We start from the raw sequence: 5514 nt of genomic DNA, 5'->3' as shown, positions 1-5514 counted from the left end.
TCCGTACCCGTAGGGCGGGTTAGCGCAGCGTAACCCGCCGTCGATGATAGGGCGCCGCAGGCGCACAACTCAAGCTGGGCCCGTGCGCCTGCGGCGCGGTTTGTTTAACCGTGCATTACGCTGTCGCTAATGACACCCTACAGCCCTTCGATGGGTGGGAGTGGCGGGCCCCCTCGGGGGCGGATGTTACCGTGTGCGCCCCGAGCGAATCAGGTCGCGGAGGACCTGGGTCGCGAATACCGGTAGCGCGCGCTGGCGATGGATTCTCGCCGGCTGCGACAGCAGGCGATAGAGCCACTCCAGATGCAGGCGAAGGAATAGCCGCGGCGCCCGGCGCGGGCGGCCGCAGATGGCGTCGAAGGTGCCGCCGACACCCTGGCAGAGTCGTACGCCCGTAAGCTGGTGCCGGTACTGCGCCATCCACAATTCCTGGCGCGGGCTGCCCAGGCCGACGAATAAGATCCGGGCGCCGGATGCATTAATCGTATCCACTAGCGCGGGCATCTCCTCAGGGGTGACGTACCCGTGCTGTGCGCCGACGATGTTGATGCCCGGGTATTGCTTCTGCAGCAGGGCCTGCGTCTGCGCCACGGTCTCAGGGCGAGCGCCGTACAGAAATATGCTGTGTCCCTCGGCCGCGGCGAGGGCACAGATGTTGGGCATGAGTTCCGATCCCGGAACCCGCGCCACCGCATTCTGGCCATGCAAACGTGAGGCGAGCACCACGCCGATGCCATCCGGAATGACCATGGCGGCGGTCTTGAGCACGGCCATGAGCTCCGGGTTCTTGCGCGCGGCGATGACTTTCTCCGGATTGGATGCCACCACCAGATCCACGCCCGGCCGGGCGAGAAACGCACGAACGTAGGCCATGGCCGATCCCATGGTCACCATACTGACCGGAACCCCGAGTACGTCGTGTCGCGGCGGGTTCAACGTGTTGACTCGGTCATCCATTGCAGGCACTCCTCCATATCAGGCTCCGTCACTGCCGCTCCCTGAAAGCGGAAAATCGTCACCATCCGGTGTGGTAATGGCCCCGAGTAAGCCACCCGAAGTGTTGTCAGAGGCTCCCGCACGCCGTAACTCGGCGAGCGCCAGCCAAGAATCGGCGAGGTGTCGCCGGTATGGAGGCTGATCTCGCCGCCGGTGCACAAAAGCCTAGCTGGCGCATCGGGAATCGCCAGTGCCAGTTCACCCTCCTCGCGCAGCTCCGCGGGTACGCCCAGATGCCAATGCAGCGCCAGGTCGTGGTCACCAGAACCCGTCAGCAGATCCAGGATAATAACCCACCCCTGCGGTGACCAGACAAGCCCGCGCGAATGGCGAACGCCCTGGTCACGGTATCCATCGTGGGTTGCAAGCAGGCGGCCGCTGCCATCGTCGTTGATGTGCTTCTCCAGCAGGGCCGCATTGTACGGGCGTGCCCACTGGAAATTCCCGCTTTGTTGCGCCTGATCACGGCCATCGACGGTGACCGTGTTGTGCGCGCTGGTTCCACGAAAGTAGCCCCGCCACTGCGGATCATCAGCGTAGGAATAGGTGCCAGTGGCAACCAGGACCGGCGTCTTCCCGACAGTGAGCAGCAAAGACAGGGCGTCGGCGTGGCCGTGGCCGAAAGCCGGAGGCATACCGAGCGGCCCATGATCCAACGTGAGCTGGAGCGGCCCCCCCGCCCGAGGCTGGTGAACCACCGTGTAGCCGGATTCAGGGTATGCCTGCAGCAGTGGCGGCGATGGGCCTCTCGGCGCAGGGCGGCAAAGCGTCAGCGCCGGCGACAGCGCCTGCCCGTCGTCGTTATCGCCAATATCCGGCAGGGTTCCGTCCGGCAATGCCATCCCTTGCAGGAAGGCGGTTCCACGCGCGATGGCCGCCGCCAGGCGGGGGTCGCTCGCCAGATGGAAACGCGCCAGCAGCTGTTCGGTCAGCGCGATCAGTTGCAGGTTCACCGTGTGATAGCCAATGGCCGCTTCCACTCCGCCGCCATCGGGCAGGATCTGGAAATCCGCCTCCTTCGCCAGCAGGTTCAAGCCATTCCGCAGCCAGGTACGGGCCTGCGGGAATTCCGTAAAGATGGCGCCGGCGTGAACCAGGGCGGCGGCCTCGGCGATGGTGTGGTTGCCCCGGGAGGAGTAAAGCGACAAGCGCTTTGCAATCAGCGGTGCATGGCTCGCCGCTATCCGGGCCACCGCATCCCTGCAGGCATCCCGCTCCTCAAGCCAGGGGCGGATGGTATCGAGCGTGTAGCAGGCTGCCATGAGCCGCAGCCCGCATTCCATGGACGAGATGTAGTGGGGCCCGGCGAGCGGCGGGTTTTCCTGCACCCATGAGGTCAGTTGCGCACGGAGCAGCGCGATCGCGCGCTGCCGGGTGCGCCGCGCCCCCGCATCGGCAAGCAGTGCCAGAGCCAGCAGGTGCTGCAATCGCGCGGGCTCCCAGAGGGCGCGCACGTCGCCGTAAGGGTTGCCGGGACGGTAAGGAATCGCCCCGAAGAATGTTCGCGGCCACAGTGCACCCGTATCGGGCGCCCGGTGCCAGATCTGCGCATCCTGGCTCCAGCGCCAAGACAACCCGGGGCGTCCCGTTGAGCCGGAGAGCAGTGCCGAGGCCGCGGCGCGGATCCAGTGCTGGTCGATGTCGAGTTCCGGCAGCTGCCTGCTCGTCGCCCGGGTGAATGCCAGCTCGGGTGCTGCCGCAGGCGAGCCGGCGCGCCCCCAGTGGAAGTGGGCGCGCAGTGCCACCAGGGTTGCGGCCTGGCCGGTCCGGTGAACCAGCTCTGGCGGTCTCATGACGCTCAGCCGGCGCAAATACCACAAGCCCTTGGTGATCAGCGCAGGCGCCGCGGACTGCCGACCCGCTGACTGGTTCATAACGCCAGCCCACGGAATACGATCAGAAGCGCCGCCATGGCAACCGCCAGGAGCAACCAGTCCCAGCGCTCCCGCCGCTCCACAAGCAACAGTTCCGAGCCGTAGAGCAGGATCGCCGCGTAGATCATGAACAAAGGGTTGATCTCAAGCGGACTGGTGAGCAGGGCGACGAATGTCAGCGCCGCCAGAATCAGCAGTAGATAGTCCAGCGCCGAGATCCGAAACTCTCGCTGCCGTCGCATGGGCGAGGACCGCACTGCGCCTACGGCGAGCAGGGCCACGGCTGCCATGCCCGCCATCTCGGTCGCCTGGGCCAGACCGCTCTCGAACGGCGGATACTCCGTGTATAAATAAAGGACGGCCGTGACGGTCATGAACACAGGCACACGCGTCAGCAGGGACGGTGGCATGCCGGTACGAAAGAGTCTCGGAACGAGCAATGCCAGTAGGGCCGCGGCAAACAATGCGAAATCTCTGGGGACGTTGGTGGCGAGCGCGGCGAGGGTGACCAGGATCACCGGAATCAGCAGCTCAAGCGCCACGCGCGGCGCCCAGACCAGGACAGGGCGCACAGGGCGCGGGGAGCTGGCACGCTTGCGGTTGTTGCCGGGCGGCTGCACGACGACCGTTTGCTCTGCCAGGTAGACAAACCCGTACACCACAATCAGATGCAGCGCATAGACCAGCAGGATGGTCCATTCCTGAGAGGGGAGCAGCGCCACGCCGAAGAACACGAAGGACGCCTGAGCCGCATAGATGGTGATCACCGACTGGTTGTGGGTGAACCCCACAGCTATCAGCCGATGATGGAGATGGGTCTTGTCCGGGTGGAAGGGGGGCTGCCTGTTGATGATCCGCCGAATCATCACGATACCCAGATCTGCCGTCGGCAACCCGACCAGCAGCAACAACAGCCAGGGCGAGACCTGGCCGGGTGCTGCATGCACCAGTGCCAACCCAAGAAACCCCACCGCGAAACCGAGGAACTGACTTCCCGAGTCGCCCATGAAGATCCGGGCAGGGTAGGTATTGTACCGCAGGAAACCCGCCAGGCCCCCAATGCACGCCGCCGTGATGAGCAGGACCTCCGTGATGCCAAGGGCGTACGCGAGGTAGAGGATGCCGAAAAAGCTGAGCAGGGTGACACCGGCGGCCAGGCCGTCCAGGCCGTCGGATGTATTGGTGGCGTTGATACAGGTCATCAGCCCGAGCACGGTCAGGGGCAGGGCGAGGGCACTATGCAGTGCCCAGTCACCGAACAACGGCGCTGTATCCATGGCCAGGCCGGCATAGGACACCACGGGAATGGCCGCCGCGCACTGAAGGGCGAGCTTGGCCAGCGGCGGGAGATCGGCTTGATCGTCCCACGTACCACCCAGCAAGAGGATAAGCGCACCCACCACGAAGGCCGCGGACTCCGCCGACGGCGGCTGCCACAGCAGGACGGCGATCATCGCCCCCAGAGTAATCCCCCAGCCACCGACACGGGGCATGGGTCGCAAGTGCACCTTGCGCGCGTTGGGTTGGTCCAGCATGTCCAGGGCGGGGGCAAGACGAATCATCACTGGGATGACGATCAGGCTGATAATCAAGGCCGTAACCGTCGCGAAAAGTGACTGCATTGGTCTCCGGCCTCTGCCACTAAATCCTGACTACATTTCGACCCGACACGACGGTCGCGCCGGCGCTCTTCCGGGGCCAGCTTGTTGGACTCGAAACGAATGAACCCTTTAACGGTGAACAAACAGCCCTTAGGTAGGTCTTATGACTTACAACTTTAATGATCCGCGCAGTATGGTCTGCCTGTTCCCGCATCACCTTCCGAGCAGGATAGGTGGAGCGGTGGCGAGGCCTCTGTGCGGTAGCGTACAGATCCAAATTCCGCGGCCCCGTAGGGTGAGAAGCCAGAACAGGAGTTCGCGGGGCCACCGGCGGGTGATGGCGCCGGTGAGAGCTTGGGTGTGCGCTGTAAGACCTCCAAGGAGGGTTGTATGTCGTTAAATCGCCGTCTTGGCATCGCTACGCTGGTGGCCGCGTTTTGGCTAGCCACGGCGTGGCCGGGTAGCGTTTGGGCTGAGCCCGACGCTGCCGCAGATGCCAAGAACGGGTCGGCTGCAGTCGTGACCAGGCAGGACGTCCAGCAGGACGCCCTGCCCGCGGGTTTCGGGATATTCGATCGGGCGGATACAGGCCTTTACGATGGCATTGATCCCCCGGGGTTAAGCCCGAGATTAAACGATGGCGGTCCGGAATTGGCCACAGCCTTGTCGCGGCGAAGCCCGCCGGAGCGCGATATCCTGGGCGCTGTGCGAAACAGTAACGGGCAAGGTGCCCGACAACCGCTTCCGCATCACTCGGCTTTCTCCGGGTTACCCCTGGTGATCATCGTCGGGACGATCGGGCTCGTGATGGTTGCACGGCGCCACTTCAGCATTACTTCTGAAGCTGGTCCGTCTGAAGCTGGCAGCAGCGGTGCCGGAACGCGTGCTGAAACTGGTCAATGATCCTCGTGCGGCGGGGGCAAAAGGGTTAGTGATGAGTATACGACACATGATTCACCGGGTTTCGATCCGCTCGCTACTGGCGCTGACCGTCATTGCGCTCGCCGGTTGCACGTTCGGGGGCAACCCGGCAACTGTGTCCG

3 protein-coding genes are annotated in these 5514 nt (G+C 64.4%); all 3 read right to left on the bottom strand.

Annotation, left to right across the window (positions count from 1 at the left end):
- Window positions 1-186: 186 nt before the first annotated feature.
- From QZT63_RS03220 to QZT63_RS03210, 3 genes are read right to left on the bottom strand one after another with little or no spacing between them, the layout of a single operon-like run.
- Entirely contained in the window at window positions 187-957 is a 771-nt protein-coding gene (locus tag QZT63_RS03220; protein WP_290648527.1) for a WecB/TagA/CpsF family glycosyltransferase, read from the bottom strand.
- Entirely contained in the window at window positions 933-2870 is a 1938-nt protein-coding gene (locus QZT63_RS03215) for an alginate lyase family protein (protein ID WP_290648526.1), read from the bottom strand. Before QZT63_RS03215 ends, QZT63_RS03220 begins: the two co-directional genes overlap by 25 nt.
- Entirely contained in the window at window positions 2867-4492 is a 1626-nt protein-coding gene (locus QZT63_RS03210) for a glycosyltransferase family 4 protein (protein WP_290648524.1), read from the bottom strand. The genes QZT63_RS03215 and QZT63_RS03210 overlap by 4 nt, the downstream gene beginning before the upstream one ends.
- Between the last annotated feature and the right edge of the window lie 1022 nt (window positions 4493-5514).

The organism is Aquisalimonas sp., from assembly GCF_007120195.1.
GTDB lineage: Bacteria > Pseudomonadota > Gammaproteobacteria > Nitrococcales > Aquisalimonadaceae > Aquisalimonas.
Note: the sequence above shows the minus strand (reverse complement) of the source record. Positions and strands in the feature narration are given on the sequence as shown.